Below are 24,729 nucleotides of genomic sequence, written 5' to 3'. Positions count from 1 at the left end.
CCGAAGTGTAAAATTATCATCTTTTCACTTTTCTGTCAATACATGAAAGATACTCAAATATTACAGGAATTATATTTACAGAACGCTTCCAATTTTATTTACAACTGGTTTTAATCTTTCCTTAGGATAACGGGAATATTCGAACAACTCCTTTTCTAAATCACTTACGTTTGCCTGCCGAATAGCCTCTCCCATCATATAATGTTCCACCACACCTTGAGATTCATGATAAGCTAGCATCCTCTTTTTCAAAGATCTCTCCTCATTGGATATGTTGATAATTGTTTCCTTCGAATTAGTTGTTCGTGAGTATTTAAAGTTAATTTCCTTTGTGCCTATTACCTGCCTTTTATTATATTCCGCCCATTCAAATACATTGTGAAATCCTAATTTACTGCAGACAGATTTAACAATAAAACTTGTCATATCATGATCACCATGACCGCCTTCAATACAATGAACATATATTTTTTGTGGATTTAATTTTTCAATTAACATATGAACATCTGTTGCAATATCCTTTATATAACGATGCATCCCTAAATCTGGATAACCAAGGCAAAATACGTTTTTTCTCGGGATATTAATCAGTGATAATGCCTGTACCCCTTCTTTATATCTGATCGCTGCAATATTCTTTGTTACCTCAGTTTTAAACTTCCAGGTCGAGCCTTTCCCCCCGGCTCCATTCGTTACGTATGTAACTGCAACGTTATCGCCATTTTTTCTATGCCTATGTAATGTTGTTCCGACACCTAAAACTTCATCATCAGGATGTGCAGCAATGACAAGAATATCAGCATTATCCTCTAGATCTTGAGATAAATTTCTCCCTATCATGTTGTTTGGATATCTGTACAATCCTCTACCATACTCAATTAGTTTAATTAGATTATCTAATCCAATATTTCGATTGACTAATTTAGCAATAGAACTTTTAACAATAGACAAATAAAGCACTCCCTTTTTCTTATAATTTAATACTGTGAAATTTTATGATTTCTTAAAGTGAAATAATAAACCTGGAGCATTGATCCCCAGGTTACTTAACTAACAATTTCTGAATTCCCTAAACTTCTCGATGATATATTACTTTCCACATCTTTTAATAATTTAATATGACCATAATAATAACTTAGCCCTTCCTGAACTTGATCCTTATCGTTATATATATTGATATTGAATTCAAACGCTAGTGAAACATACTCTAAATAAAATAGCCTTCTATAAAAATCGTTTTCATGTATAGTAAATTGGTTACCTAGTTCACTATTTTCACCTTGAGATCGTATAGCTATTTTAGCAAAGCATGCATCCAACTTGTCTGCAAACTCATGATAGCTAATCGTACTATCCTTAAACAAATTGTAAAAAAGCATATAAAAAAAATCATGAAATATCGATCTTTCCTTAATCGTATTACAATCAATCATTAATCCGTCTTTTTTGCTTAATAAAATATTCTTGTAGTGCATATCTCCATGCGTCAAACTTAAATTAATAGTATTTATACTTTTTTTCGCCAACAATCCTGCTGAAAGCTCTTTCGTATAATTCCGTATATAGTCTACTATTTCCTGGCTATGCCCTTTTTCTTTATACTGATTTATACTCTTCAAGATGAAAGATTCCTGATTTAATATATATGTTTTAACATCAATTTTTCTTTTTGGAAACCGTTCTTTATTTCGTTCCCATATAGGTAAAATTCGTTCATTAAAATACGTTGAGAAGGGATAAAAGTTATTTGCTTTGTAAAGATTTAAGTACTCTTCATATATACATCTACGTTGATAATCAATAGATTTTAATGTTGATGAAACATCATATTTTGAAATTTCCTTCAATTTTTTAGCAATCCCATCAAATATTTCTCCTTGATGTTCTTTGTTATATTGGGTCGCAACTAATCTTCTTTTAAGGTCAAATACCTTATATCCTTCCGAGGTTTCCAAAACCACATGCCCATCGAATGGAACATTGATAAAATTATTATTCGTTTTTCTATAAACATTTTTCAAAAGAAAGAGTCTGAATACTAAATTAGTAACTCTGAAGATTTTGATGAACTTTCCCGGAATTTTTCTTAAATAGGATCTACGAGCAGGCACATGTAGATTAAATGGCCTAGTCCTGAATAATAGTAACCATCCCAATATCAAGCAATTCTTTTCTGTTGAAACAAATAAATCGTATATATCATAGTATTTTACCATTCTATTTACTCTCAATTTAGTCTCCCCCTATTCATTTACTTAATGTAAGCATCCCCCCATGTTTACATAATTGATTCAGCTAATTTGTTGGTTGCCGATATAAGTCTACCTTTATTGATCTTAAACACGATGTCACAGTTTTCAATGGTACTAAGTCTATGTGCAATAATAATTAACGTTTTATTTCCCTTCAACCCATCGAACGCCTTCATTATCTCTTTTTCTGTCTCATTATCAAGCGATGATGTTGCTTCATCCATGAATAATATTTCCGGATTATGGTATAAAGCCCTTGCGATGCCAATTCGTTGACGTTGACCACCTGATAATCTGATTCCATTTTCCCCCACAAACGTATCTAATTTTTTTGGAAGCCCATTAACGAAATCCTTTAGTTGTGCTTGTTCTAATGCACTCCAAACCGCTTGATCGTCAATCATATCACCGTCTAGACCGAAAGCAACATTACCTCGAATAGTATCGTCAGACAGGTATATAGATTGTGGAATGTATCCTATTTTATTTTGCCATAATGCTTTTTGTTCCGATAATTTTTTACCATCTACCAATACGTTTCCTTTCTCTGGACGGAACAATCCCAATATTATATCAACAAGTGTTGTTTTCCCAGCACCGGACTCTCCAATAAAAGCAACTGACTGACCAATCGGAATTGTTAATGAGACATCCTTAACTGAGTATTCTTCTTGATCCGGATAGTGAAATGAAACATCATTCAATTGTATACAATCACGGAACACTCGCTTATCTTTTTCAATATTCATTACCTCTTTGTCATCGTCATCTTGAAACTGCTCCTTCGTCAGAATCAAATCCTCATAGACAACATGCAATGCAGGTTGGCTATAGCGTATAGTAGTGACCAACCCCATCACACGATTAATTGAAGGCATAAGTCGAAATGCAGCCATCGCAAATAGAGCCATCGTAGAAACTAGTTGTGTTGTATTTATATCTTGAAAAACAATAATTAGTAACGTTATTAGAACAATAGCAACCAGTAATGTTTCCAAAAATATCCGTGGAACTATTTCAAGCATGCTCATATACCTGTTATTGATAGCTTTTGCCCTACTTTGTTCTGTATAAGCATTAATAAAAAAGTTTTCCTTTCCTGACACTTTCACCTCTTTCGTAGCCCCTAGTCCTTGATTGACCCACTTAATCATCGTTCCTTTAAGTTTTTGTTCTTCCTCACCTAACTGTTTAATTTTTTGCCGAAAGATCTTGAAGAATAAAAAAATGCTTCCACTTAATAAAATAGAAGCAATGATAGTAGCAAATGGGGCTGTTACTAAAAGCAGAATAGATATACATGTGATAACAAGTATTTCTGTAAATAATTGAAAAGATGATATGATAATTCCTTGAAAGACTGTAGGAATTTCATCGTTAATATTTCTTAATAGTTCTGACGTATTCCGTTGTAGATGAAAGGAATAATTTTTAGTTAAATATTCTTTAAATAACTTATACGACAATTTAACTTGTTGATTTAATACAACTCTAATCTGTGCATAGTTAAATAAAAATAAATAAAGGTTTTTAAAGACAAAAACAAAAAGCAATATAATTACCGAGAAAATAATAAATGAATGTAAAGATGGAAATTTAAAAAATTCATATATAGCTGATAGTACTGCTTGTTCTTTAACAATATTTGGATTTGTTACAATTCCTACAAATGGCACAATCAATCCTATTCCAAGTGTCTCTAACATTGCTGCTACAATCATCATACCCAATAGGATTAATAATTTTTTCTTTTCTCTTTTGTCAAAAAGAACTAGTAATTTTTTGATTACTTCTTTCAATGTCTTCACACCTTTATATAATTAATTAACTTATCTACCTCTGAAGTTGTGTCAATTTCAGTTTTTGATAAATTCTCTATAAGTTTAGCTTGTTGATTTGGGTGATCGATGAGAAATTTTATTTTCTTATACAATGCATCTTGTGATGTACTTACGATCCAACCATTCTCTCCGTTTATAATTTGTTCATATGCTCCAATAAAATTTGTAGCAACAATTGGCTTATTTAAACATTTAGCTTCAGCCAATGCTATACAATACCCATCATGTCGTGATGGCTGCACATAAATATCAGACTGTGCTATATATGGATATGGATTTAATTTAGATCCTAATAAAATGAATTCACTGTTTAAATTAAACTCATTAATTACATCTTTATATTTCCCCCTATGCTCTCCATCACCGATACAATACCACTTTACGTCATATCCATCTTTACGGAGCCTCGATAAGGTCTTTATAGCAATGTCTTGCCCTTTTTCCATCGCAAGTCTTCCTACCGTTACAATGCGAATACCCTGGTAGCTTTCATCAAATTCAACAGTCTCATTTGCCATCTTAGTTATGAACCTTTTAGAAACAATATTCATTAATACCTCAGTTTTTCCTTCTAATTCGGGAATTTTTGCTATCAATTGTTTTCTGGCTTCATTTGAAACAACAAATATTTTATCAAAACTTTTGTATAACCGTTCATACAGATTCTTGTCAATATAGTGCTCCGATACATCAAAATGAATCCAGGAAATTTTCTGCTTTGCATCTACTTTATACGCAATATAATAATCGATCATGTCTGTCGGGCCTTGAAATGCAATTGCAATATCATATTTAGTTGGGTTCTTAGGTACACGCTTAAAGATATGTTTATAATATAGATATCTATTATTCAATTCTCTTGATAGAAAATAGGTGAATCCAAAGGAAAACGCTTTGATATAGTTTTTTCCATCGAGATAATTTCGAAGGATCTGTGGTGGCGGCGTTATAATGTTGGCCCATACATTTTCATACCAGTTAACTTCCTCTACCTTTACCCAGTCTGGGATGGCCTGTAATAAATCCCCTTGTTTATCCAGGAACAAAACCGTTACGTCATACTTTGCTTTCGGCAATACAGAGAGCAAGGAAAGCAAGGACTTCTCTACTCCACCAACATCCATCGTTGTTACCATAAACAATATTTTTTTCTTCATTTACGATCCCCCACCGTTTCAGCAATCAAATCTATATGTAAATCCTGCATGAATCGTTTAATCGCATCGTACATATCCTCTTTATTAAAGTTCACGACTAACCCTGTTTCACCATGTGTAATGTGCTCATAAACGCCTGTAAATTCTGTGCTTACGATTGGCTTATGGAAGCATTTAACTTCTGAAAGGGTTATGCAATATCCTTCATGTCGTGACGGTTGAACATATATATTGCACTGTTTCATGAAAGGATATGGGTTTGTTTTAGCGCCTAATAGCAAAAAGTCATTTTCGAGACCATATTCTTTAATAAGTTGTTCATATTCTTCTCTAGCATTTCCATCACCAATACAATACCATCTGACATCATACCCCTGCTCTTTTAACATAGCTAGCACAGGTATAGCTAAATCCTGACCTTTTTCTTTGCTAAGCCGACCAACCGTAAGGATTCTTATCCCCTTAAAGTTGTCTACAAATCCCGGCCCTTCTTCCGCCCTCCTTACTACCAGGTCTGGAGAATATCGATTAGAAAAAACATCTATTTTCCCACTTAATTCCGGTAATACTTGAACACATTTGGCCTTCCCTTCTTTCGATACAACATATATATTGTCAAACTTTTGATAGAGTCTTTTAGCGTATGCCTTATTAAATCCTATTTTAGTAATATCAAAATGAATCCATTGAATCTTCTTTCTAGCCTTGATTTTGTTAATAACAAAATAGCTTATGAAGTCCATCGGGCCCGCATAAGCTACAGCAATATCATAGTGATCATTAATAGGAGGTTCCTTTTTCAATATATATTTAAAGAAAATACTCCTGTTATTCGCCATTTTTGACAGAAAATAAACCAGGAATATTTTCATCGCCTTTACCGCTTTACCTTCTTTAAAAAGCTTTATTATCATGGTTTTGGTTGGTTTATTTAAAAGGTCTTTTATTTTAGGATATTCCTGAGCAAACACCACATTTACTCTACTTGGGACTTCATGCAAAAATCCTCCATATTCCTCTAACATTAAAACGGTTATATCAAACTTGGTTTCTGGCATTTCCGCGATCATATTCAGCAATGCTTTTTCTGTTCCACCTACATTCATATTAATAACCATGAATACTACCTTTTTCTTCATTGGTTTGCTCCTATTAATCGATAAATTTTGTCTAATTCTTCTAGATTTCCCTTCTTTTCCGTTTGTAAATAATGAACAATACGTTGGTTTAATTGACTATCATTTATTAGCCTTAAAACACTGTCTTTAACAGATTCTGCATTCATCTCAACAACAAGCCCGTTTTTCTCATGTTTCATTTGATTCGCTGCTGCACCAAAATTCGTACAAACTACAGGGATATTTAGCATGCGTGCCTCAGCAATAGCAAGGCCAAATCCTTCAAACCTAGATGTCTGTACATAGATATCCGCATCTTTGATAAACGGATATGGGTTTGCTTCAACACCTAACAAAATAAAATGATCCAATAAATCATGTCTTCGTATTAACCCGTTAATTTCCTTTTTTAAAGGACCTTTTCCTAGTACATACCATCTAAAATTCAAGCCTGTTTCTTTTAATTTTTTGCAGGCTTCCAAAGCGATATCATATCCTTTGCCTTCATCCAATCTACCAATAGTTAGAATTCTAATTCCATCAAACTCATCTTCATAACTATTTTCTGATCGTGCTCTCTCTACAATAAAGTCAGGGTTATTTATATCGTAAATAACCTCCACTTTATCTGAATAAAAAGGATATGTTTCTAAAAAGATTGCTTTTGCTGAATGTGAAACGGTTATTATATTTGTGAACTGATCATAAAAAGGCTTCTGAAACTCTCTCTCTTTCATTTCTAAATTATAACTAGTATTCACCCAGGCAATTTTCTTTATCGCTTTAACTTTATCTGCTACATAAAACGTTGGAACACCTTGAGCATAACTGATTGCAATATCATATACTTTAGAATTATCTTCTATTACTCCTGAAACATTTTCCCAATATAATCTAGCTTCTTGCGGTATCGTTCTCTTTTTCGTTCTTATTTTGTACGAATACTTCATTCTTGACTTTAACATTTTAAATTCAGTGGTCTTTAGGGCTTGTATGACAGATTCAGAAAACCTCAAATTTGAAAATCTAGTATACGCTAGAGGACTTAAAATATTTACTTCTTTTGGAACTAATGATTCAAATTCTCCTCCATGAGCAAACAATAATACGTCTACTGAATACTGTTGATAATCCAATAAACCTAAAAGTGTTGTTAAGCTTTTTTCCGCTCCTGCACAATGTAAAGAATCAATCACAAAAAGGATACTTTTTTTCACTGCAGCCTCTCCACCTATCTATATTGCGAAATCAAACATATTGTACAATTTTTCTAATTCATTGTTATTGTGATAGTCTAGCTTTTTACAGCTATTTGCCAACTGTTTCCTCTGATCGATGTTCTTGTATAACCTTTCAATTCCATCCGCTATTCCTTCAACAGACAAGTCGCAAATTGAGCCATCAAACTTATCCCTTACCTGACTTTGCGCAGTCGGGTAATTTGTTATCAGCACCGGCTTTGCGAGGATTTGCGCCTCACCAACCGTAACCGCCTTCCCCTCATATCTCGAAGGTTGCACATAAAGATCTGCTGCCTTCATAAACGGATAGGGATTCGATTTTTTACCCAATAAAATAAAATTGTCTGTAAGGTCGTTTTCCCTGATCAACTTCCTCAGCATTCCTTCATCGCCACCATACCCAATTACATACCAAACGATATTCTCATATTCTTTGTTTCTTAATAATTTTAATGCCTTCACTGCTTGATCGATCCCTTTTGCATGGGATAGCCGGGCAACGGTAACCACTTTAAACCGATCATCATCAACCATTGGGTTATCCACTTTTTCATCTGCCAATTTTTTTATCAGTTCAGGGGAGGCAATATTTTCAATTACCTTTACTTTTTCCTCCAGTTCAGGATATTTTCGCAAAAATGATTCGCCACATGCCTCTGAAACAGCAATGATATGATCAAATTTTTTCCACACCTTCAAGTCCATGCTGACGTCTGTAGTCACGGTGGAATAATCTGTATGTATCCATGCAATTTTCTTTTTCGCCTGAACCTTTTCAGCGATAAAATAATGTGGCCACAAATAGCTGATTGCTACATCATATGGATGATTTATTTTTGGCAGATAAGATAATGCATATTTCCACATCAGTTGCATTTGATAATATCCGGACTCATTATCTGAATTCATTTTGCCTTTTACATAAGCACTTAACTTAGACAAAATTCTAGTCATACCAATCCTAAAATGTCGTTCTTTGATGATGTCACTGATTGACTTTCTGAACGTTGCATATTGTGGTATTTCTTTTAATAAATTTACTTCCGTTGTAAGCAAGTTCATAAAATCCCCTTGATGTCTATATAACATCAAATCAACCTTGTAATTGTCATAATCGAAATGATCGAGCATACTAATCAGGCTTCTTTCCACACCTCCTATTTCCAGATCAAAGGAGGCGATCAAAATATTTTTCATACTAACCACCTATTCGAGATACTGCTTTTCTAATTCTATAAATGTTTTCCCCGCCGATAATTCTAGATATGAATACTTTTAAATTTCCTTTCAACCTTTCTTTAGGAGATAACCAGCTTTTATAAAAATGATGTATCGTATAAGTCTTTTCTGTGATGAATTTTCTACAATTAATATAATCATAAGGTGAAAAATACGTTTGGGGATAAAAAGTTCCTAATCCAACAAGTTTCTGATAGCTTCCATCCAGTTTGACACCCATTTGTTTCATAATAGTGGTTACAATCGCTACATTCGTTAATTGATCAAGACATCCATCCCCTTTGTTAAAAGTTTTATCTTGATACGAATCCAAAAAAATCTTTATTAGTTCATTTCCTTTTTCTGCCCCTATAGTACTTGTCGCAATATAGTTTTCCTGTTCAAACCCCCAAAACGAATGGTGATGTAAAAGGTCATCAAACGACTGGAACACTTCAACATCCGTATCTAAATAAATTCCACCCTCATTATATAAAGCGTGAACCCTAACATAATCACTAACAAAGGCAAACTTTTTTGACTCATAAGCTTCTTTAACATACAGATTACAATTTACGTTAAAGTTCTTTTCATTCCACTCGATAATCTCGTAATCAACTAAATGTTTTCTCCAGCTTTTCAGACACTTGTTCACTACTGCTGGTTTTTCCTTTTCTCCAAACCAGCAGTAGTGAATACGTTTGGGAATTCGACTTACCTCAAGCATCTTTAACTCTCCTCTTATTAACAGATGATTTTTTATTCTTATTCTTTTTCTGATTGCCTTTTCTGCCATTTCGCAAATTCAATCACCTTTTTATACTCCTGTAGTTGATCTTTCCTAATTCCTGATTTCTTCAAGTCATTTACAAATTCCAACCATTCATTTTCTAGGAAAAGTTGAGCTTCAAGTCCTGATCCAATTAATGTTCGTAATTCAACTCCCAAAGCTGTTGCAATTTTTTCGATGATGTGGATGGACGGATTATGATTTAAATTCCGTTCGATATTACTTAAGTACGACTTGGATATTTTTGCACGTTCTGCACACTCAGATAAAGTGAGCCCTTTCTTTTTGCGGATACGCTGAATATTTTTTCCAATCATTGTTTTATACCCCGTATTTTCTTGAAATCAAAAGACTTTTAGTTAGAATTGGTCTGCTAAACTCTTCTTTTATACAAGTAATAACGCGTTGTTGCTCATCAGCTGTTAGGTTTGATCCAGATGGAAGACATAAGCCTGTTGCAAATAGATGTTCAGCTACATGTGTATTTTCATTGTGTGGAAAGTATCTGACCCCCTGGAAAAGGGGCTGCATATGAAGTGGTTTCCATACTGGTCGCGCTTCAATATTTTCTTTGTGAAATGCCTCTAACAGTTGATTCACAGTTACTCCCGCTTCCTGTTCATCAATGGTTAATGTTGTTAGCCAGCGATTTGTTTTTGTCCCCTTGAGTTCCGGCATAAAAGTAACTCCTGGTAAACTTGTTAATGTATTTTTATAACGTGCAAATATCCTCCTTCTTGCATTTACTCGATTCCCTAATACATTCAATTGTGCCCTGCCGACCCCTGCTAAAAGATTGCTCATTCGATAATTAAAGCCGATCACACTATGCTGATAATGTGGTGCAGGATCGCGTGCCTGACTAGCTAAAAAACGTGATCGTTGGATGGCTTCTACATCATTTGATACGAGCATTCCACCACCAGAAGTTGTGATAATTTTATTGCCATTGAATGAATAAATGCCGAAGTGACCAAATGTGCCACTCGCTTTTCCCTGATACGTCGTTCCCAGTGATTCAGCAGCATCTTCAATTATAGGTACACCATACGTATTACAAATTAGTAGTAGCTCTTCCATTTTTGCACTTTGACCATATAGATTGACAACAATAACTGCTTTTGGCAGCTTCCCTTTTAGCGATGCATGGTAAAATGCTCGTTTTAATGCCTGTGGTGACATATTCCATGACTCCGGTTCTGAATCAATAAAAACTGGTTCGGCGCCCTGATACAAAATTGGATTTGCGCTTGCCACAAACGTAAGCGTAGAACAAAATACGGTATCACCTTTTGTTATTCCTAATAAAGAAAGAGCCAAATGAATTGCAGCAGTTCCCGAATTCACTGCCGCTGCTCCTTTCGTTCCAACAAGTGTTGCCATCTCTTTTTCAAATGCATCTACATTCGGTCCGAGTGGTGCTATCCAATTAGAGTCAAACGCTTGCTTCACATAGGATTGCTCATCTCCACTAAGATGTGGTGGGGATAAATAAACTTTTGGTTTTGTCAATAATACCACCGCCTTTTCCCAAAGGTACTTACTTTTCAACTTATTTCATTACTATTCTGTCAATAATTTGTGTTGGACAGCCTACCGCTTTACTGTATGCTGGAATATGCTCAATAACAGTTGATCCAGCCCCGATAATTGACCAACTACCAAGATGCTTCCCTGGTATAACTGTGGCAGATGATCCGACATGGACACCTTCTCCAGCTGATACATTTCCTGTTAATGTGGCATTTGGCGAAACATGGGTGTAATCGCCAATTGTATTATCATGCTCAACAATCGCACCAGTGTTCACAATACAATGCATCCCCACCTCAGCATTGGCATTAATAACAGCATTAGGCATTATCACTGTTCCACATCCGATTGCAGCCGATGAACTAATAACTGCTGTGGGGTGAATAACCGATAAGTAATGTTTAGGTAACAGTTTCAAGTGTTGAACGATCTTTTTCCTCGCCTTATTGTCACCAATAGCAACAACCACCTTCATATTTGGTCGTAATAGTTTTACTAGGAATGAAGTGGGGGCATAAATAATTTCCTTTTGTTGAAATCCTTGTTCATATTTATCATCCAAAATGGCTGCAATCTCATAATTTCTATCTGCAAAAATCATTTCCTGTATGACCCGACTATGTCCACCATCCCCTAGAATGATGATTTGCATTTAAAGTACTTCTTTCGTGCCAGCAAATTTTTCCATCGTCATCGTACCTTGATGATTGATCCCCTCTTTTTTCAGTACTTTTAAAAGGGTAAGCAGCAAAATCTTGCAATCTATCAACATGGTCCGATTTTTTACGTACCAAATATCGTATTTGAATTTTTCTTCCCACGTAATTGCATTCCGGCCATTTACTTGAGCCCATCCTGTTATCCCAGGCTTTATCGTATGGCGCAGCAATTGTTCTTCGTTATAAAGTGGTAAATACTCCACTAATAACGGCCTTGGTCCTACCAAACTCATTTCTCCCTTGAGCACATTGAGCAGTTGTGGAAATTCATCCAAACTGTATTTTCTAAGGAATTTTCCAAACGGTGTTAATCGGGATTCATCGGGTAGCACCTCACCATTTTTCTCCATTTGATTCGTCATCGTCCTAAATTTATAAAGGTAAAATAGTTGGTTATGTAAACCTGGTCTTTGTTGTTTGAACAATACAGGTGCCCCCATTCCAATCCTTACAGATAGAGCAACGAAAACAATTATCGGAGAAAATATCGTGATTAAAACAAAAGAAATAACAACATCCATGATTCGTTTCACGCATTTCACTCCTTTTTATGGCATTAAAAAACCCGTTGCTTGATGCAGCGGGGTTTTACCTACGATTTGTTTATCAAATGTTTCCTTATATCCGACTGGATTATAATATTGCCATCGCCACGTATCTTCACACATGACATCAATTCCTCTGTTTGCTTGCCAATTAAGCTGGTTTCTTGCCTTCTCAGGATTGGCAAAGCATACGGCTGCATCACCTGGACGTCGTCGTTCAATCGTATAAGGAATTGATTTCATGGAGGCTTTTTCAAAAGCTCGCACCATTTCAAGTACACTATAACCTCTGCCGGTACCCAGATTGAATGCATCGATACCTTGTGTGGATTGAACTTTTTCTAAGGCATGTAGGTGTCCTATTGCCAAATCAACTACATGAATATAATCTCTTACTCCCGTTCCATCCTTTGTAGCGTAATCGTCACCAAATATGGACAGCCGCTGTCTACTCCCGGCGGCAACTTGTGAAATATACGGTAGTAAATTATTCGGTATCCCATTTGGGTCTTCGCCAATTAAACCACTTGGGTGTGCCCCGATCGGATTAAAATAGCGTAACATTGCGATACTCCAAGCTTGATCCGAACGAAATAAATCACCCAATATTTCTTCAATCATTTGTTTGGTGCGACCATAGGGGTTAATCGCCCCAAGGGTAGTTTCTTCATCAATTGGAACCTTATCTGTTGCACCATACACTGTAGCAGATGAACTAAACACAAGTTTCTTAACACCGTACCAACTCATTACCTCACAAAGATTTACAGTACCTGTCATATTATTTTGATAATACTGGAGTGGAATGGCTACCGATTCACCAACTGACTTAAGGCCTGCAAAATGAATGACTGCATTAATTTCATTTTCGGAAAATACTTGAATTATCGTTTGTTTATCCAATAGGTCGGCATTGTATGTCTTGAAGTCTTTGCCTGTAATTGCCGTAACCCGCTTTAAAGCTTCTGGATTACTATTGGAAAAGTTATCAAGGATGATGACCTCATATCCTTTTTGCAGAAGCTCTACACAAGTATGGCTGCCAATATAGCCAGCACCACCCGTAACAAGAATAGCCATTACATTAAGCATCCCCCTTCTTTCTACCCGAAGATTTTTCACCATAATAAGTAGTCACTACGATAAACAATATCCAAACTGATGACATGCTCATAATAATAGTAAGCTAGATAACAAACGATGATCGCGAAATAGATAATTTTCTGATCCTTTTTCCTAAATAACTTTGGTAGCCAGGAAATAAGAATTAGTTGATAGAGCTGAAAATAAATCGATATTCGAGCAAAAATCCATTGTTCTGTAGCAATTACCATAAAAACAAATCCAAGCAACGTTAAATTCACAATATAATCACTTTGAGGAAAGATTTGCTTTAATTTTTCCCTTCCAATATAAGCAACAATGAGTGGAACTGCACCAACAGCTACTCGAATAATATTCGCTCCACCCTCATTGAACGTATTATAATCACTGTACTGTGTGTCCTCTAACATGGTGAATAATAATGAAGAAAAATAATCATAGCCAATAATAATGATGACGGAAAATAGGACCAGCGCAACCATTACTTTAGACCATGCCCTAAACCGTACTAAAAAATAAATGGGTAGTAATATTAATGCACTTTGATGAAAGAAGGACGATAGAACAATAATGAATGCATACCTTACGAAGCTTCTTTCCATTAAAAATTTGAGTGCTGTAAAAGCAATCGCTGCCGCTAGCACTTGCCTAATCCCATTCATCGATATTAAAAATAAGCCACCTGTTATATACACATAAATACTTAATTCAATTATTCGCGAATAGTTATTTAAAACTAGAATAATTAGTAGATTTGTGATTAGTGCTGATGTAAAAATCATAATTTGTGGATCCTGTGATACATAATTTTTCAAGAACATTTGTAAAATCCCAAATCCGATATCTTTTTGCGACAGTATATAGTCCCATGTAAACGTATTTTCCTCATACATGTCGATATAATTGAATGTATCGCCAATATTGGACCGCAAACCAGAAACGATTACGATTGTTGCAATGGCAAAGAAGAGTAATAGCTTGTTCGGCTTTACCGAGATAAGTGAACCTGTTGTTGTGAGGACAGAAATGGAAAAATATCTAGCAAACAACGAAAAACTAAATGCAAAAGCAAGGCTTAGCCAAAGTAAAGTCATTTAAACGAACCCTTTCAATGAAGAAAATTACGGCACATGAGCATCTATTGCTTTTACTAAAGAAAGCATAAAATTTAGCTCTAATTTGTTTTTAGACATAGTGAGCTATGTCTAGCTCCAGCGCTAAATGGGCGCTTCCGCTTTTGTTCTTGATTTAATATATCGAAATAACATGTATCCAATTGGCAGGGCCAGAATCGTCAACATTTTACTCGGTGTTTCCTTTAAAAAGCTCCCGTTATTGCTTAATAAACTACTGGAAACATAATGGATTGCTTGACGGAACTTAAATGAAATACTGGCAAACGGTAATTTCATCAACTCTTTACGATAAAAGGAAAACCCCTTTGGATTCTTTCGATACTGCTTGAGCATATTTCGTGACGATCCATCGGGAAGGTACTCCACACAACATAAGATTTCATTCATCAAGATCATTTCATAATCCTGATCAAGCATGTAATACTTATACGCCAACCCCACATATTTTTCTCTAGCGAAAATAGGGTATGGATATTCTTTTGTTAAATCCGAACGATAGACGAGTTTTTTATCCCCTGTTACATGACGTTTGTAATACAAATCGAACAAGGTTGATTGTTTCCTATCCTCTGGTAACTTGGTTCCAATAATTTGCTTATGATGATCTGCATCGAGACCAATGATGCCGCTTACTTTATTACTGCCATATTTGTTCCAGCATGTAAGTATTTTCTCAATCGCATCATCTGGCATATAATCATCCGAATCGATACAAACATTTAATTCTGTCTGTATTTGTTCATATGCTGTATTGTGTGCGCCGTGCATTCCCTGGTTTTGTTGCCATTGATAGCTTATTTCAATGTGATTTTCCATTATCCACGTATCAACGAGCTCTTTTGTATGATCGGTAGAACCATCATCAATAATCAGCCAAATAAAGTCGTTGCACGTTTGCCGCTTCAGGCTCTCATAACAATGATGCAAGCAATATGCACGATTATAGGTTGGAGTAAATACCGTTATCTGCTTCATGTAACTTGTGCTCCCAAGGATAAATAGGATGCTTCTGTTTGCTTTGCAGTTTTTCTAATATCATAGCCCTTCAATGCCAGCGCTTCTTGCTTGATTGTTCTAGATCGTTTTTCATTTGCTAGATGAATAATTTGCTTCAACCAAATCGCTTTATCTGCCAAGGGAAGATGCTGCACTAAATGAATCCCTAGATCGACCTCGTTTGTAATCGTATCCGCAATCACACACGGTAGCCCAGCACCTTGAGCTTCAATTAACGTTACTGGTAAGCCTTCATGTAACGAAGGAAATAGAAACAGATCAAAAGCTTGTAACAGTTGATCAATATCTTCCCTAATCCCAACAAGCTTGACGTTATCCGTTAGCTTTAATTTCTCTATTCTTTCAATAATCTTTGGTTTTAGTGGACCATCACCAACTAGTAATAAAATGGAATTCGGTACTTCTTTATTTAACGAAACAAATATATCCAATAAAAAGTGATGATTTTTTTGCTGTGTAAACCTTCCTACATGTCCCAAAACGAAACAATCATCGTTAATCTTCAGCTCTCTTCTCATTTTTTCCCTAATGTTTTGTGAATACTGGAATTTATCAGCTTCAATACCGTTTTTTAAAATAAATGCTTGTTTGGATTTTTCACCAAACAGCCAATTTGCTGCCGCATGTGAGCAAGCATATAAATGCGTTGCCGATGATGTGACATAGCCACCCGCAAAGCACTTATATGCCTTCTGGGCTAACCTTCCCTCACTTTCCGTATTATGGCTATGGGCGATTCGAATTGGTATATTTACTTTCTTTGCTGCCTGAAGAACGAACCCACTCATTTTATCCATGTGGGAATGAATGATTTTATATTCTCTATTTGCCGTTAGAAATTGCTTCAATGCACGAATATAGCCGCTGTGCCCAACATCGGTAACATATGGAATTCGATACACATTTCCACCCAATTGTCTAATTTCTGAATCAAAAACACCTGCTTTGCATGTCAGAAAATCAAATTGAACTTTTGTACGGTCGATGTTGCGATACAAATTCATGATAAGCGTTTCCGCACCACCCCGGTTCATATTGACAACCACATGTAATACTCTTATTGGACCGCCCACATTGGTTCCTCCTGTTCCGTCATGAATGGTTGATAAATAGCTATTTTTTCGTCCATTACGTTGCTGATACTGTATGTCGTCTCGATAGTATTCCGACCATTTAGACCAAATTCATGTCTCATATCTGCATGTAAAGCAAGTGATTTGAGCTGCTTAGAAAATGCGATTGTGTCCCAGTCGTCAAGTAGCAGCCCATTTTTATTTGTTTGAATAAGTTCCCGGTGTCCACGATTATCCACTGCTACAACAGGCAATCCGCATGCCATTGCTTCCATTATGTTAACGGGTAGCCCTTCCCTTATACTTGAACCTACCGCCACATCGCACATTGGTAATAGAAGATCAATGTCTTTGCGAAAACCTAGGAAGTCGACCATATGTTGAACACCAAGCTTTCCTGCTAACTCCTGACAGCTATCTAATAAAGGGCCTTCTCCCGCAAGTATCAGCTTAGTTCTTGGAACATCCTTCTTTAAGTTAGCCAACATTTTAATAAGAAACTGCTGATTTTTATTCGCGTTAAACTCCGCCGCATAAAATAATAAAAAGTCATCAGCTTGATAGCCAAATGACCTTTTCAATTTCTTTTTTTTCGATTCTTCAACTGGTTTAAATTTCTCTGTATCTACTCCTACGCCATGTATTTTTTCGATCTTATTCGCTTTAAATTGATGTTTATTTGCCAATTGATAATCTTCTTTGTTAATTGTAATTAAGCTATCTGTATGGTGCGCTAAGTATCTTTCAATTGGATAATACATAAGCCAGTTTTGCAATGGCGCACCTTTACAGAAGTGAAAGCCGTGCGCTGTATACACAACTTTTGTTCCCTTTTTTCTTGCCTGTCTTGCTGCTAAACGTGCCAGCACACCTCCTAATGGTGTGTGACAATGGATGATGGAATAATCATTTTGCTCAATAATTGTTTTTAGTTGTATATATGCTTTCCTATTTGAACGATGAAAGGGGGATCTTTGGATTGGAATCGTATATTTATTATCTGTGTATGGTAACTTGATATTTCCTGATGCTACAACGTCAACATTCCATCCTTGCTGCTTAAACCATTTCATATAAGGTAAATGAAAGGCTTTAAAATGGTAATCAACTGTTGCACAAAATAATATGTTATTGGTCATGTGAATCCCCCTTTTAACTTGAAACAGACATAACCTGCTTCGAATGCATTATATTATTGTTACGGTTTGCTAGATTTAACAGTTTTTCTTTTAATGTATCCCTATCTAAATCGGCGAAAGTTGCGATAATTTCCTCTATCTCAGGCAAATAAAGTGTCGCTGTTTTCCCAATATAAATTTTCGGATAAATCTGCCTGTCATGTACCTCCTCAGCTTTTAACAATTCTTCAAAAAGCTTCTCTCCCGGTCTCACTCCAGTAAATTCCAAGCCGATTTCTTCAAGCGTATTTCCCGATAATTTGATTAAGTTTTTTGCAAGATCTACTATTCTTACCGGATCCCCCATATCCAAGACAAAGACTTCGCCACCATTTGCCAATGCACCTGCTTGCATAACTAGTCTGGATGCCTCGGGGATGGTCATAAAGTAGCGCACCATATCTGGATGTGTTATCGTAACTGGACCACCTTTTTCAATTTGCTTTTTGAATAAAGGGATAACACTTCCCCGGCTCCCTAACACATTGCCAAATCGAACTGCTACAAATTTGGTCTTGCTGCTTTTATCCATCCCCTGAATAATCATTTCGGCAAGTTTTTTCGATGCCCCCATTACACTTGTTGGATTGACCGCTTTATCCGTCGAAACCATGACAAAGGTTTTTACACTATTCCACTCAGCTGCCCTGGCGATATTCATCGTTCCAATGATATTATTTTTAACCGCTTCTTCCGGATTTCGTTCCATTAGTGGTACGTGTTTATGTGCGGCAGCGTGATAAATGACGTCTGGTTTATATTTTTTGGTTAGCACCATCATCTTCTGCGCGTCTTGAACATCGGCAATCTCCGTAACGAAATCAACTGGATTATTTTTAAAGCTCTCTTTCAATTCCAATTCAATCGCGTAAATACTGTTTTCACCGTGACCAAGTAAAATTATCTGGCTGGGACTGAATTGTGCAACCTGTCTAGATATTTCAGAACCGATCGAACCTCCTGCACCAGTTACTAGCACTACTTTATTGGCAACACAATCGGTGATACTTTCCATATTCATGTCAACAGGATCTCTTCCCAGGAGATCTTCCACCCGGACATCACGAAATTGACTAACCGATACTTTACCCGTCACTAAATCTTCCAACATAGGCAGTATTTTTGTATTCGCCTTCGTTTTTGCACATTCCTGAAAAATAATATTCAATTCTTTTCGGCTAAGTGAGGGAATGGAAATAATTATATTTTCAATCTTAAGTTCCTTTACGATATGCTCAATTTGTTTTACACCACCAATGACAGGTATACCTAAAATATCAAGTTGATGTTTTTTTGCGTTATCATCAATAAACGCAACAGGTAGAAGATCACTTGTTTTATTTTTCAACAATTGTCTTGCTACCATCGTTCCTGCTGAACCAGCACCGATTATTAATGTTTTTTTCTTGTCCGTTGGCTTAAGAAGAATAGAATCGCGATACAGGCGCCAGACAAATCGTGAACCGCCGATTAACATCATTTCAAGCAACCATGTGACAGCAAGTAACCTTGCGTAGATATCCTGAACAAAGATTTGTTGCAGCAATAATGCGGGTAAAATCGATAGTGATACAACTTTAAAAATAATTACTAATTCCCCTATACTGGCATATTCCCATGCCTTCTTATACAGTTTAAGCTTCATCGAAGAGAGAAAATAGCCTAATAAAATTGCCAGGGAACTCAATATTGTTGGCATTGAAAATAGCATTATATCTGCACGAACTAGAAATTCACTTATCACAAGTGCTGTTAAAACAATACATGAATCAAGAATGATAAAAAAAGATAACCGCTGCCAATATGACATTTACTCCCTCCTCTCTCACTTATCGGTTCTCTATTTCGTGTTACGATAAAGCTGTTATGTATACGTTTTTTTAAAAGGCTCTTTTCGTATATTTTGTTGTTATTCATTTTTACAGTTGAAATAGAATATGACATAGATTGGATGGTGGTTTGATTATCGTTCTGGAAATACACTACGCTTTCCGCAGACTCGCATGACAAAGAGTGCTCCGGAGCGTAACATCGCACGCAGAAAATGGATCTGTATTTTCAAGGAATCTACGTGTATTTCCTTCACTGGCGTTGTGCTTTATCATCTTATTAAAATTTTATTGATGCTTGAATACAGGCAAATATTAATGCATATATTTCCTCACAAGCAGCCCGTATATACGCAGACTCCTGCGGGAGGAAAGGCCTAGGTGAGACCCTGCAGTGCGATAGCACGAGGAGGCTCAACAGCCGCCCGCGGAAAGCGAAGTATATACGGGCTGCGGTGATAGAAAGTCTCGTTAAATATTAATCTATGGGTCTTAGTTTTTTTGGCTTATATCGCATTCAATGAATTTTTTGTCAAAACATCAATCTTATAGAAAACAGCCTTTCTAAAAAACAGCATACATAACAGCTTTATTAAAAGTATGGGCATCTAACCCACCCTCACACCACACTACTGACAACGCGCGTGTCTAAGGTTTTTTACAACCCACAGCATGACCGAGTACCTCCATTGCTAATGGTAAGGAGACATCACCAAACACATTATCCTTTAACGTACATATTATTCTTAATAAAGAACAGTTAAAGTAAAAAAATATGCAGTACTATTTTTCATTCATAATTGCCCCCACTATTTTTGCACGGGCTAGCTCTAAGACACGCCTAGATTCCACTGTGTTTTCCAATGCTGTTTTTCCGCGATTCAAAACCATTACTACTCCATCACAATGGTTGGCCAAAACCCTTGTTTCTGTTGATGTTAATACAGGCGGAGAGTCGATTAGCACCTTGTCATATGTATTTGCCGTCGTATTTAACAAATCTGCTATTCGTGTATTACCTAGTACTTCAGCGGGATTGGTCAATGTCGTCCCGCTCGTTAATAATTCCAGATTACTAATCCATGTTCGCTGGATTGCACTTTCCATTGAAGCATTACCAGACAGGATATTTGTTAAGCCAACATTATTCGGTATTTTAAAAATATCATGCATTGTCGGCTCTCTTAAATTAGCATCAATCAATAGTATTCTCTCATTTTGTTGGGCCATCGAAACTGCTAGATTCGCTGTTACCGTTGATTTCCCTTCTCCTTTATCTGGTGAAGTTATAATGAATAATCGATTCTTTTTAGTTTCAGTTAAAAAATTTATATTTGCCCGGATTTCCCGAAACTGATCCGAAATCAAAGAATCTGGATTGGCATATGTAACAAGATTTTTTTTAATAGTAGCCCTCCGCCTTCTTTTCCTTAATATCAATTGCTTCACCACCTGGCTCTAATACTTGCCTTCTTCTTTTTACTTTTTTACTCACTACCTTTTTCCTAGTCATATTCGAAATAGTACCTAATACTGGTACTCCGAGTATGTCTTCTACCTCACTATCTCGCTGGATTGCTCCATCAAGGGAGTCTAGTAAAAACACCAATCCAACCCCGACAATCATACCAAAGATGAATGCTATGATAATTGTTCGATTTTGCGATCCATTGATTGGATTCGGATTCATCTTAGCCTCGGATAATAATTGAACATCTTTAAAATCCAGAATTTTGACAATTTCCCGTTTAAATATCTCTGCAGTTGCATTGGCAATCTTTACTGCCATTTCAGGACTACCATCCGTAACAGAAATTTTAACTACCTGCGATTCATCGATTCTTTCTACCATAATTTGTTCTGCTATTTGTTCAGATGATCGATCCGTTTTTAATTCATTCCTTACATTCTCCATAATAATTGGATCTTTAATCATAACCATGAGTGTCTTCATATACTCACTGTCTGAACCAATAATAATTCTTGTCGATGTTTGGTAAACAGGAGTATTATTCATGTTGCTATAATAATATCCTGCTAAAGTTGTCAATATGGTAATGACGATAATAATCCAAATGCGCTTTTTTATTACTAAATAATATTCTTTTAAATTGATGTCCTTCGCTTTTGCATACTTGGTGAGGTTATCTTGTTTAACTTTAATCATTTGAATCACCTATTTTCATATGGAAATGGGCAAAATCTAATTCTTTATAACGAACACTTCACTAAAAAAATATAGCAAGAAACATACGCATAAATAATTCTTCACAAATAATAATCTTTTAGCGAACAGTCATCTTCTAAATATCTACACCAGCCCTCTCGATATTAGCTTCCATTAGGCATATTAACATTCACACTAAAAGGTTGATGATATCTCGTTACTGGTTATTTTAGTTCATTATAACGAACGTGTCAACTTTTTTTATGTATTTTTTTAAGATTTTTGTGGGGGAGTTACTAATCTATAAAGCAGCTTTTGTTCCTGCTTTTTCTTCTCAGCTAAAGAATGGCACTGCTTTTTTCATGCAAAATACGCGGTGTTTTTTTACCAAACCGTTCTCTTTTGACTCCTCCATTTTGTATGACCATCTTGACATCAACAACCACTGGAATCAAAATCGTTTTCGGTCCGATAAGTGCTTCTCCTCTTTGTTCGACTGCTGATCCAAGTGCGAGGCGGAGCATTCGATAAAATTTCTTTTCAATTAATGCCAAATAATATTTCGGAATGTGTTCATTTATATGATCCGCAAAAATATCCATAAAATATGGAAATTGACCTTGCCGTTGATAATTTTCATGAATACAAAGCTTATCAATTTCCCATGTTTGTTTTTGGTGAAGCATAATTTGATTGTACTGTGAGAAGTTTGCTTTTTTCGGACCTTCCACTGTACTATTAGGGTTTTTTGGATCATACGGGATAAACTCAATTGTGCCTATTACTTTTTTCTTTACGAATTGCCGCACGAATAAATTATATCTAATTCCGTTTTTTGCATAAGGGTCATTGTACCACTTATATTTTTCGCAAAAAAATTCCCACGTTCGCTCAAAGGCTTTTTGCTGTTTAAATGTTTTGACCAATTCATACATACGATTACCACCTTATAATATGGCAAATAAATAATTCTTGCCCCTATACCTTATTGTATAAGGGCATTAACATCGGGCCTCATCGATAGCGGGTATTGGTGTTTTTTCTTATACCTTAACCCTATAAAACTTTTTTAAAGTAAAACAAACATTTAGCTATCTAAACCGCCTGGATCACCACCAGAGTCTTCGCCATTACCTGGATCCTCTGGTTTATCATCATGATTTTTCATCGTCAAGTTGACATCAAGCACGTCAATGACCGGCTTTTCCCATACCTTTTTATTCATCTGTTCACCACCATTCATTTATTAATAAACTCACTTTTGTGCTTAATAAAGAACATGACTATGACTATATACTAATGTCCCTTATTAGAATTGTCAATATTCTTTTTATGACACATCCACTTGGAGTATGATAACCTGAACACTGTTGAGGTTCAGTGAGGCTTTTCGCGCTCGGGTTGTTGTTTTCGTTGTTGATGTTTTGCTTCTCGCGCCGATGTTTTGCTTCTCGCGCCGATGTTTTGCTTCTCGCGCCGATGTTTTGCTTCTCGCGCCGATGTTTTGCTTCTCGCGCCGATGTTTTGCTTCTCGCGCCGATGTTTCGCTTCTCGCGCCGATGTTTCGAACGCCAATCCTCTGAAATCGGATTGGCGCCCGCACCACAAGTGTCTTCATAAAAAGATTGCGCCATACACGAGTGTGATACCAATTACAAATGCCGGATGTACTTTCATTCGCTCAATCAGTAAGTAACTCGATGCAGTAATTAACAGCACTTGCCACAAGCCTATCCCTTCGTATGATGTTTGGAAAAATCGCCATGCCATCACACCGAGTAAAATAGCAATTACCGGGCGAACGTACAGTGTTAGGCGTTTTACTTTTGGCGAATCTTTGTATTTATATAAGACACCTAGCAATAAAATCATAATGATAAGTGACGGTGCAACAGCGGCGAATACCCCAATAACTGATCCTAGAATTCCCCCTTCTGCATAACCAATGTATCCAGCAAGTTTCGTAGCAATCGGTCCGGGAAGTGAATTAGCAAGCGCCAACATTTCACTAAATTCTTGAACCGTCATCCACCCATAACGGCGAACAACTTCATTTTCAACAAGCGGAATCGAGGCAGGGCCACCACCATAACCAAGAATGCCAGGAATAAAAAATGCCAAAAATATGTGCCAATACTTCATGATGGACTCCCTTCTTTATTTGCAGAAGTTTTATCCTTTTTGAATAAGGCAATAAGCAGTAGAGCTCCAATTAAAATACCTGGGTGTACATGGACAACATAATACAGTATAAACAAAACCGCCGTCATGATCAGGGTTTTTGTCCAGCCCATACCTTTTCTTGCTTTATCGAAAAATTGCCAGGTAAGTACAGCCAGCATCATCGCGACTACTGGAATAACCGCTGCCGTCATCCCCTCAACCCATGAGACATCTTTAATACTCGACAAGGAGGAAAGCAACACAATCATCAGAACAATTGTCGGTAAAATTGAGGCAATAACACCATTAAGCATACCCCAAAAACCCGCAACCCGATGTCCAATATAACCTGCTAATTTTGTTGCGATCGGACCGGGAAGCGTATTCGCCAATGCCAATAAATCACCAAATTCCTCGCCGCTCATCCACTTATATTTATCAACTACTTCTTTATGTATTAACGGAATGGATCCCGGCCCCCCACCATAACCGAGCATACCCACCCGGAAAAAAGCTATAAATAAGTTCCACTGTTGTTGCAAGAGGAATACCCCTTTCTAATTCATATTGCGATATTTACATGCGGGACACAGGGACAGGTCATCCGTCCCACACGTATCCCCGTATCCCGCCTAATAACGCCACTGG

The 24,729-nt window shown here is 36.4% G+C and carries 25 protein-coding genes; all 25 read right to left on the bottom strand.

The annotated features are described in order from the left end of the window. Positions 1-75: 75 nt before the first annotated feature. Positions 76-951 carry a PIG-L deacetylase family protein gene (locus C8270_RS09745; protein WP_106496642.1) on the bottom strand — a complete coding sequence of 292 codons (876 nt, stop codon included), beginning with the start codon at positions 949-951 and terminating at the stop codon, positions 76-78. A 95-nt stretch (positions 952-1,046) separates the two neighbouring features. Further along, positions 1,047-2,231, bottom strand: a complete 1,185-nt coding sequence (locus C8270_RS09740; RefSeq protein WP_106496641.1) for a hypothetical protein — start codon at positions 2,229-2,231, stop codon at positions 1,047-1,049. 47 nt (positions 2,232-2,278) lie between these two features. Next, positions 2,279-4,060, bottom strand: a complete 1,782-nt coding sequence (locus C8270_RS09735; RefSeq protein WP_234028537.1) for an ABC transporter ATP-binding protein — start codon at positions 4,058-4,060, stop codon at positions 2,279-2,281. Further along, positions 4,057-5,250, bottom strand: a complete 1,194-nt coding sequence (locus C8270_RS09730) for a glycosyltransferase (protein WP_234028536.1) — start codon at positions 5,248-5,250, stop codon at positions 4,057-4,059. The genes C8270_RS09735 and C8270_RS09730 overlap by 4 nt, the downstream gene beginning before the upstream one ends. Beyond that, complete coding sequence (locus C8270_RS09725; protein WP_234028535.1) at positions 5,247-6,368, bottom strand: glycosyltransferase; 1,122 nt, start codon at positions 6,366-6,368, stop codon at positions 5,247-5,249. Before C8270_RS09725 ends, C8270_RS09730 begins: the two co-directional genes overlap by 4 nt. Positions 6,369-6,385: 17 nt before the next feature. Continuing rightward, positions 6,386-7,585, bottom strand: coding sequence for a glycosyltransferase (locus tag C8270_RS09720; protein WP_106496638.1), 1,200 nt, complete (start codon positions 7,583-7,585; stop codon positions 6,386-6,388). An 18-nt stretch (positions 7,586-7,603) separates the two neighbouring features. After that, complete coding sequence (locus C8270_RS09715) at positions 7,604-8,806, bottom strand: glycosyltransferase (RefSeq protein ID WP_106496637.1); 1,203 nt, start codon at positions 8,804-8,806, stop codon at positions 7,604-7,606. Between the two features lies 1 nt (position 8,807). Continuing rightward, positions 8,808-9,554 (bottom strand): glycosyltransferase family 32 protein, encoded by a 747-nt coding sequence (locus C8270_RS09710; RefSeq protein WP_106496636.1) that lies wholly within the window; start codon positions 9,552-9,554, stop codon positions 8,808-8,810. Between the two features lie 38 nt (positions 9,555-9,592). After that, positions 9,593-9,934 (bottom strand): helix-turn-helix domain-containing protein, encoded by a 342-nt coding sequence (locus C8270_RS09705; RefSeq protein ID WP_106496635.1) that lies wholly within the window; start codon positions 9,932-9,934, stop codon positions 9,593-9,595. 4 nt (positions 9,935-9,938) lie between these two features. After that, positions 9,939-11,129: an aminotransferase class I/II-fold pyridoxal phosphate-dependent enzyme gene (locus tag C8270_RS09700; protein WP_234028534.1), complete on the bottom strand. Its 1,191-nt coding sequence runs from the start codon at positions 11,127-11,129 to the stop codon at positions 9,939-9,941. A 40-nt stretch (positions 11,130-11,169) separates the two neighbouring features. Continuing rightward, positions 11,170-11,802 carry an acetyltransferase gene (locus tag C8270_RS09695; protein ID WP_106496633.1) on the bottom strand — a complete coding sequence of 211 codons (633 nt, stop codon included), beginning with the start codon at positions 11,800-11,802 and terminating at the stop codon, positions 11,170-11,172. Beyond that, positions 11,803-12,402, bottom strand: a complete 600-nt coding sequence (locus C8270_RS09690) for a sugar transferase (RefSeq protein WP_325034738.1) — start codon at positions 12,400-12,402, stop codon at positions 11,803-11,805. It lies immediately after the preceding gene. A 15-nt stretch (positions 12,403-12,417) separates the two neighbouring features. After that, positions 12,418-13,494 carry a UDP-glucose 4-epimerase GalE gene (gene galE / locus C8270_RS09685; RefSeq protein WP_106496632.1) on the bottom strand — a complete coding sequence of 359 codons (1,077 nt, stop codon included), beginning with the start codon at positions 13,492-13,494 and terminating at the stop codon, positions 12,418-12,420. 38 nt (positions 13,495-13,532) lie between these two features. Further along, positions 13,533-14,612 carry an EpsG family protein gene (locus C8270_RS09680; RefSeq protein ID WP_106496631.1) on the bottom strand — a complete coding sequence of 360 codons (1,080 nt, stop codon included), beginning with the start codon at positions 14,610-14,612 and terminating at the stop codon, positions 13,533-13,535. A 123-nt stretch (positions 14,613-14,735) separates the two neighbouring features. Then, a complete protein-coding gene (locus C8270_RS09675) occupies positions 14,736-15,629 on the bottom strand; it encodes a glycosyltransferase family 2 protein (protein ID WP_106496630.1) in 894 nt (297 codons plus the stop codon). Continuing rightward, entirely contained in the window at positions 15,626-16,744 is a 1,119-nt protein-coding gene (locus C8270_RS09670; RefSeq protein WP_106496629.1) for a glycosyltransferase family 1 protein, read from the bottom strand. Before C8270_RS09670 ends, C8270_RS09675 begins: the two co-directional genes overlap by 4 nt. Next, positions 16,729-17,883, bottom strand: a complete 1,155-nt coding sequence (locus C8270_RS09665; RefSeq protein WP_106496628.1) for a glycosyltransferase family 4 protein — start codon at positions 17,881-17,883, stop codon at positions 16,729-16,731. The genes C8270_RS09670 and C8270_RS09665 overlap by 16 nt, the downstream gene beginning before the upstream one ends. Before the next feature lie 13 nt (positions 17,884-17,896). Next, a complete protein-coding gene (locus C8270_RS09660) occupies positions 17,897-19,732 on the bottom strand; it encodes a nucleoside-diphosphate sugar epimerase/dehydratase (RefSeq protein ID WP_106496627.1) in 1,836 nt (611 codons plus the stop codon). Positions 19,733-20,534: 802 nt separating this feature from the next. Next, the gene (locus C8270_RS09655; RefSeq protein WP_234028533.1) at positions 20,535-21,191 is read right to left on the bottom strand and encodes a CpsD/CapB family tyrosine-protein kinase; all 657 of its coding nucleotides are present in this window, start codon (positions 21,189-21,191) and stop codon (positions 20,535-20,537) included. After that, positions 21,154-21,918, bottom strand: a complete 765-nt coding sequence (locus C8270_RS09650) for a YveK family protein (RefSeq protein WP_106496626.1) — start codon at positions 21,916-21,918, stop codon at positions 21,154-21,156. The genes C8270_RS09655 and C8270_RS09650 overlap by 38 nt, the downstream gene beginning before the upstream one ends. A 338-nt stretch (positions 21,919-22,256) precedes the next feature. Then, positions 22,257-22,853 (bottom strand): hypothetical protein, encoded by a 597-nt coding sequence (locus tag C8270_RS09645; protein ID WP_106496625.1) that lies wholly within the window; start codon positions 22,851-22,853, stop codon positions 22,257-22,259. Positions 22,854-23,005: 152 nt separating this feature from the next. Continuing rightward, on the bottom strand, positions 23,006-23,143 hold the full coding sequence (locus C8270_RS09640) for a paeninodin family lasso peptide (protein WP_158701687.1): 138 nt from the start codon (positions 23,141-23,143) through the stop codon (positions 23,006-23,008). Between the two features lie 105 nt (positions 23,144-23,248). After that, entirely contained in the window at positions 23,249-23,536 is a 288-nt protein-coding gene (locus tag C8270_RS09635) for a hypothetical protein (protein WP_106496623.1), read from the bottom strand. Beyond that, entirely contained in the window at positions 23,533-24,060 is a 528-nt protein-coding gene (locus C8270_RS09630; RefSeq protein ID WP_106496622.1) for a chromate transporter, read from the bottom strand. Before C8270_RS09630 ends, C8270_RS09635 begins: the two co-directional genes overlap by 4 nt. After that, positions 24,057-24,623 (bottom strand): chromate transporter, encoded by a 567-nt coding sequence (locus C8270_RS09625; protein WP_106496621.1) that lies wholly within the window; start codon positions 24,621-24,623, stop codon positions 24,057-24,059. Before C8270_RS09625 ends, C8270_RS09630 begins: the two co-directional genes overlap by 4 nt. Positions 24,624-24,729: the final 106 nt, after the last annotated feature.

The sequence above is a fragment of the Lentibacillus sp. Marseille-P4043 genome, assembly GCF_900258515.1.
GTDB lineage: Bacteria > Bacillota > Bacilli > Bacillales > Amphibacillaceae > Lentibacillus_C.
This window is presented reverse-complemented; position numbering and strand designations above follow the sequence as displayed.

What these genes read in the sequence shown, in the direction of transcription:
- C8270_RS09640 (WP_158701687.1), bottom strand. Translation starts at nt 23,143, where the DNA reads ATGAATAAAAAGGTATGGGAAAAGCCGGTCATTGACGTGCTTGATGTC.
- C8270_RS09730 (WP_234028536.1), bottom strand. Translation starts at nt 5,250, where the DNA reads ATGAAGAAAAAAATATTGTTTATGGTAACAACGATGGATGTTGGTGGA.
- C8270_RS09650 (WP_106496626.1), bottom strand. Translation starts at nt 21,918, where the DNA reads ATGATTAAAGTTAAACAAGATAACCTCACCAAGTATGCAAAAGCGAAG.
- C8270_RS09665 (WP_106496628.1), bottom strand. Translation starts at nt 17,883, where the DNA reads ATGACCAATAACATATTATTTTGTGCAACAGTTGATTACCATTTTAAA.
- C8270_RS09660 (WP_106496627.1), bottom strand. Translation starts at nt 19,732, where the DNA reads ATGTCATATTGGCAGCGGTTATCTTTTTTTATCATTCTTGATTCATGT.
- C8270_RS09680 (WP_106496631.1), bottom strand. Translation starts at nt 14,612, where the DNA reads ATGACTTTACTTTGGCTAAGCCTTGCTTTTGCATTTAGTTTTTCGTTG.
- C8270_RS09705 (WP_106496635.1), bottom strand. Translation starts at nt 9,934, where the DNA reads ATGATTGGAAAAAATATTCAGCGTATCCGCAAAAAGAAAGGGCTCACT.
- C8270_RS09695 (WP_106496633.1), bottom strand. Translation starts at nt 11,802, where the DNA reads ATGCAAATCATCATTCTAGGGGATGGTGGACATAGTCGGGTCATACAG.
- C8270_RS09675 (WP_106496630.1), bottom strand. Translation starts at nt 15,629, where the DNA reads ATGAAGCAGATAACGGTATTTACTCCAACCTATAATCGTGCATATTGC.
- C8270_RS09725 (WP_234028535.1), bottom strand. Translation starts at nt 6,368, where the DNA reads ATGGTTATTAATATGAATGTAGGTGGAACAGAAAAAGCATTGCTGAAT.
- C8270_RS09645 (WP_106496625.1), bottom strand. Translation starts at nt 22,853, where the DNA reads ATGTATGAATTGGTCAAAACATTTAAACAGCAAAAAGCCTTTGAGCGA.
- galE (WP_106496632.1), bottom strand. Translation starts at nt 13,494, where the DNA reads ATGGCTATTCTTGTTACGGGTGGTGCTGGCTATATTGGCAGCCATACT.
- C8270_RS09715 (WP_106496637.1), bottom strand. Translation starts at nt 8,806, where the DNA reads ATGAAAAATATTTTGATCGCCTCCTTTGATCTGGAAATAGGAGGTGTG.
- C8270_RS09630 (WP_106496622.1), bottom strand. Translation starts at nt 24,060, where the DNA reads ATGAAGTATTGGCACATATTTTTGGCATTTTTTATTCCTGGCATTCTT.
- C8270_RS09710 (WP_106496636.1), bottom strand. Translation starts at nt 9,554, where the DNA reads ATGCTTGAGGTAAGTCGAATTCCCAAACGTATTCACTACTGCTGGTTT.
- C8270_RS09635 (WP_106496623.1), bottom strand. Translation starts at nt 23,536, where the DNA reads ATGAAGACACTTGTGGTGCGGGCGCCAATCCGATTTCAGAGGATTGGC.